General features: G+C 71.5%; 5 protein-coding genes and 1 pseudogene. 1 reads left to right on the forward strand and 5 read right to left on the reverse strand.

What is annotated here, in order from left to right:
- Positions 1-77, forward strand: a pseudogene (locus C468_RS19215) (IS6 family transposase); the annotation flags it as partial.
- Positions 78-97: 20 nt separating this feature from the next.
- On the opposite strand, the gene C468_RS06450 reads toward C468_RS19215, so the two are convergent.
- The 5 genes from C468_RS06450 to C468_RS19430 form a co-directional block, all read right to left on the reverse strand.
- Entirely contained in the window at positions 98-559 is a 462-nt protein-coding gene (locus tag C468_RS06450) for a molybdopterin-dependent oxidoreductase (protein WP_008848080.1), read from the reverse strand.
- A 617-nt stretch (positions 560-1,176) separates the two neighbouring features.
- Positions 1,177-3,600, reverse strand: a complete 2,424-nt coding sequence (locus C468_RS06455) for a heavy metal translocating P-type ATPase (RefSeq protein WP_008848081.1) — start codon at positions 3,598-3,600, stop codon at positions 1,177-1,179.
- Between the two features lie 94 nt (positions 3,601-3,694).
- Entirely contained in the window at positions 3,695-4,450 is a 756-nt protein-coding gene (locus tag C468_RS06460) for a helix-turn-helix domain-containing protein (protein WP_008848082.1), read from the reverse strand.
- A 197-nt stretch (positions 4,451-4,647) separates the two neighbouring features.
- Complete coding sequence (locus C468_RS06465) at positions 4,648-5,016, reverse strand: hypothetical protein (RefSeq protein ID WP_008848083.1); 369 nt, start codon at positions 5,014-5,016, stop codon at positions 4,648-4,650.
- Between the two features lie 9 nt (positions 5,017-5,025).
- The gene (locus tag C468_RS19430) at positions 5,026-5,166 is read right to left on the reverse strand and encodes a DUF7563 family protein (protein WP_449272012.1); all 141 of its coding nucleotides are present in this window, start codon (positions 5,164-5,166) and stop codon (positions 5,026-5,028) included.
- Positions 5,167-5,266 lie beyond the last annotated feature (100 nt).

Here is a 5,266-nt window from a genome sequence, read left to right on the forward strand (position 1 = left end):
TCAGCAATGTCGCGCTCGAGACAGCTCAAAATTGGCTCGAAGCCGTCGCAGTCTACCACAATTCACGCCAAACTTAACGCGACCCGGACCGCCTCCGTCAGTACCCCAGCTCCTCGTAGTCCTGCGGGTCCTCCGCCGGGCCCAGCCGCAGGAACCGGAGCTCGCGGACGCCCCGCACCGTCCGCCCGGCTTCGACCGGGGCGACGAACCGCGGGCGGCGTGCCGGCGGGAGGGGCTCGCCCTCGCGTTCGACGGCGAGCACGCCGTCGAGCGCGGTCAGGATCGGGACGCAGACGGCGTACCCGTCGGCGCCGACCTGGACGTGAGTGGCCTCCGGGTCGACCTCCACGTCCGGCCGGTCGAGCAGGGCCGCCACGGGAACCCCGCGCCAGACTCCGCCCCAGCGCTCGCCGCTGGCACAGAGGAACTCCTCCTCGACGCGTTCGAGCGTCGCGTCGTCGAGGGCGTCGCATGCTACCGTCCCCGATGCGAGCCCGCACAGGCGCACCGCGGCTTCCGACGCCGCGCCCAGGTCCTTTCCGCGCTCGTGTGACCGCATGACCGGCGGTACGCGATCCGGCCTTACAAACCGGCCGCACCGTTTTCGGGGACTGGGTATCCGGGGGCGTTCCGCGGACGACGGCGATCCGGACGCACCGCTCTGGACACATCGCTTCGGACGCGACGCTCGCCAGTGGAAAAATCCGGGTGGGGCCGGTCACTCGCCGCCGTGACACGACCCCGCGTACGCGTTCCAGCGGTCGGTTCCGTTCGGAATCCGTCCGGCGTCCGTCGCGTCGAACGTCGCCGCGCACCGCGCGACCGCCTCGGCGGCGGTCGGCAGGTCGTCGCTCCCGCTCGGGTCGGCGGCCGCGTCGTCGGTCGACGCCGCCGACTCCGTCTCGGCCTCGGTCGCCGTTTCCGTCTCGATGCTCGTTCCGCGCGTGCTCGGACCCTCGGGACCGACCGCCGCCTCCGATTCCGAGCCTGGGTCAGCAGTGTACNCCAGCCCGCTCAGAGATGTGTATAAGAGACAGCTCCGATTCCGAGCCTGGGTCAGCAGTGTACTACGGGTGGCACGTCCTCACCGACGAGCGCATCCTTAATAATTGTTCATGTTTGTTCGAGCGTTGCGGGCGGGGGGCTCGGTCCCCCTCCTCTCTCCCCGCCCCCCGCCTACTCGTAGGACTCGGGCTCGATGCCGGAGAGCCGCATCGCGTTGCCGGTGACGCCGAGGCTCATTCCCATGTCGCCCACGACGACCGCCATCGCGACGCTCACGAGCCCCAGCGGCACGCCGAGCGCGAGCAGGAACTTCACGCCGAGGCTCGCCCAGACGTTCTGGCGGATGACGCCGTTCGCCGTGTGCGAGAGCGCGTACAGGTACGGGAGCTTCGCCACGTCGTCGCCCATCAGCGCGATGTCGGCGGTCTCCAGGGCCGTGTCCGTCCCCGCCGCGCCCATCGCCACGCCGACGTCGGCGGTCGCCAGCGCGGGCGCGTCGTTTATCCCGTCGCCGACCATCGCGACCTCGCCGTACGCGGCCTGCAGCGACTCGACCGCGTCGACCTTCTCCTCGGGAAGCAGCTCGGCCCGGTACTCGTCGACGCCGACCTGTTCGGCGATCGCCCGCGCGGTCCCCTCGTTGTCGCCGGTCAGCATCACGACGCGCTCCACGCCGAGCTCCCGGAGGCGCTCGACCGCCCGCTTCGAGTCACGGCGGACCTCGTCGGCGACGGCGACGGCCCCGGTCAGCTCCGTCGCCGTCCCCACGAGCACCACCGTCTTCCCCTCGCGTTCCAGCGCCGCGAGGGCCCCCTCGGCGAACTCGCCGTCCGGCGCCGACCCCGCGGGCTCGCCCTCGGTCACCACTCCGCCGTCGGTCTCCGCCCGCGCCCGCGAAAGGTCGAACCCGAGCTCCTCGAACAGCGCGGGCTTCCCGGCGTAGTACGTCTCGCCGTCGACCGCGGCGCGGATCCCCTTCCCCGTCAGGCTCTCGAAGTCCGTCGGCTCGGCGAGGTCTGTCACTCCCGCCCGGTCGGCGCGGTCGAGGACCGCGGTCGCGATCGGGTGCTCGCTCCGGCGCTCCAGCGCCGCGGCCCGCCGCAGCAGCGTCGCCTCGTCGGCGTCGCCCAGGGGGAGCAGGTCGGTGACGGCCAGTTCTCCCTTGGTGAGCGTCCCGGTCTTGTCGAGCGCGACGGCGTCGACGTCGCCCATCGCCTCGAGGTGGTTGCCGCCCTTGATCAGGACGCCGTTCTTCGCCGCGCTCGTGATCCCGGAGACGACCGACACCGGCGTCGAGATGACGAACGCGCAGGGACACGCGATCACCAGCAGCGTGAGCCCGCGGACGAACCACGTCCCCCAGTCCGCGGCGAAGACGAACGGGTACCCGGCGAGGTCGACGGTCACGGGGTCCGCGATGAGAAGCGGCGGCAGCGCAGCCGTCAGGATCGCCAGCACGACCACGACCGGCGTGTAGTACCCCGCGAATCGGTCGACGAACCGCTCGGTCTCGGTCTTCTCGGCCTGCGCGCCCTGCACCAGTTCGATGATCCGCGCGAGCGTCGAGTCGCCCGCGGTCGAGGTGACCTCGATCTCGAGGTACCCCTCCTCGTTGATCGCGCCCGCGAACGCCTCGTCGCCGGGGACCTTGTCGACGGGGACGCTCTCGCCGGTGATCGGCGACTCGTCGACCGCGCTCTCCCCCTCGGTCACGGTCCCGTCGAGCGGCACCTTCTCGCCCGGTCGGACGACCACGGTCTCGCCGACCGACACGTCGTCCGTCGGGACCGTCGTCTCCCCCCCGTCGCGCTTGACCGTGGCCTCGTCCGGCGACAGCTCCATCAGCTCGCGCAGGGAGTCGCGGGCGCGGTCCATCGCGTAGTCCTCTAACAGCTCGGCGACGCTGAAGAGGACGGCGAGCGTGGCGGCCTCGACGAAGTAGCCGATCCCCGTCGCCGCGACGATCGCCGTCCCCATCAGCAGGTCGATGTCGAGGCTCCGGTTGCGCGCCGAGTAGTACCCCCCGCGGATGACGGGGATCCCGCTGGCCGCGACCGCGCCGAGGAAGAGGACGTCGGCGACCGTGAGCGGGGCGCCGAGCACGCTCGCGACCGCGGGGTTCGAGCCGGTCAGGACGAACTCGAACAGCAGCCCGAGCGTCACGAGCCCCGCGCCCAGCCACGTCTTCATCGCGCGCGGCGTCGTCCACACCTCCGCGGGAGGCGCGACGGCGACGCCCCCGGACCCCGCGTCGTCGTCGGTGCCCTCGGCGTCCCCGCCGCTCCCGTCGCCGTCGGACCGCCCGCCGGTGACCTCGTAGCCGGCGCCCTCGATGGCCGCGACCACGTCGGCCTCGGTCGTTCGCTCGGCGTCGTACGTGACCGTCGCGGTGCCGGCGGTGGGGTTGAGCGCGACCTCGACCACGCCATCGACGCGTTCGAGGGCGTTGTCGACCTTCCCGGCGCAGGAGGGGCAGTCCATCTCGGGGACCGCGAGGCCGGCGGTCAGCTCTCGGCGGGCGTCCGGCTCGCCGGCCGCCCCGCTGGCCGCCCCACCCCCGTCTCCCTCGTCGCGTCCGTTCGAACCGTCTGTCATTACCCGGAAGGAGGGGTCGTATCTCGATAAGCCTTGGTTGGAATATTCCAACCACCGCGGTCGGGCCGATCCGTCGGCGCCGAGCGCCGCCGCCTCACTCCGGGGCCGGCGAGGCGTCGACGACTCGGCCGTCGGCGAGATGCGCCTTCGCGAGGCGCTCCTCGGCCCGACGGAGTCGGTACGTAAGCGTCGACCGCGGGACGTCGAGGTGGTCGGCGAGGCCGCCGACGTCGACCTCGCGCGGCGACTCGTAGTAGCCGTGTTCGACGGCGGCCCTGAGCGCGGCCTCCTGCTCCGGGGAGAGCCCGATATCGTCGCCGTTCGCTCCCCGGCCGCCGGTCGCACCAGACGCGCTCGCCGTCTTGAGCAGTTCGGTCCGGGCGGCGTCGCCGACGGCCGCTCGGAGCGCGTCGAAGAACTCGCCCACGTCGCCCTCGCCGGAGTGGATGAGCCGCCACGTGTAGTGGCGCCCCTCGTGGCGCGTCTCGAACAGCACGCTCTCTCCGAGGTGGTCGCGGGCGATGTGCGGGACGGACGCGCAGACCGGCGTGGGTTCCCAGTCGGTGTACAACACCAGCGCGTCGTCGGTGTGGTCGAGGACGCGAGTGGTCTGGGCGGCGCCGCACGCCTCGGCCGCGAGGCAGTCGGCGTAGTAGTCGCCGTCGAGGAAGGCGGCCTCGACGGCGTCGAGCGCGGCCGGCGTCCCGGCGGCGTGGTCGACGCGCCAGAGGTGGTCGTCGGTGGCGTGCACCGACAGCGACCGGACCCTGGCGTCGGGGTGGTCGGCCAGCGCGTCGGCCACCCTGTTGCGCCCCGGCTTGTACTCGAGGGCGAAGACGAGTTCGCGCATACCGGCTCGTAGGCGTTCGGAGGGTATTAACGCGTGGCACGGTTCGACGTCGAAGGCACTCCGACCGAGGACTTCGGGAGAGTCATCACCCGGAGCCCGTCCGTCCGGCTTCCTCACGGCGGCCATTTATATACAGACACTCGCTCGTAACCGAGGCCGAACGTCCGCGACTGACCGCGCGTTTTGGGCTGTGCCACTCATTGCGGGCCGTGGGGTGACGCCCCCTCGCTGATCCCGATCCCGTGCGCGCTGACCGTGGCAGCGACGGCGGACGGAACCGAACACATCGCGTCAGTTGGCACCTCCACCCCGTCGATCGCGAGGCAGACCAGTTCCCCTCGCCCGCGACGCGCTGCGATCACGAACTCGAAGCGGCGCGCGCTCGTATCGGTCGCCGACACGTGGATCGTCGAGAGCCCGTTCGCGCTCTCCCACGCCGTCGTCTCGACGACGCTGAGCTCGCCCGCCGGAGTGACGGCCGGCGAGCCGCAGGCCGGGCAGGTCCCCCGGTGCGGGCTCCCCCCGAGGTACCCGTAGTCGGTCTCGCACGCGAAGCAGTGTTCCATGGTCCGAGGCTAGTGGCGGTCCGCGATCGTCTCCGCAATATGAGCCCGACCGGAACACGCCGGACAGGCGACTACGTCGCCGCCGTCTAACCCGAACACGGTGACGAATCGCTGTGAGACGTGCGCTCCGCAGTGTGCGCATTCCGGCATCAGATCACCCCAGCGAGCCCTCCATTTCGAGTTCGACGAGCCGGTTGAGCTCGACGGCGTACTCGATGGGCAGCTCTTCGGTGATGGGCTCGATGAAGCC

This window comes from Halorubrum kocurii JCM 14978 (assembly GCF_000337355.1).
GTDB lineage: Archaea > Halobacteriota > Halobacteria > Halobacteriales > Haloferacaceae > Halorubrum > Halorubrum kocurii.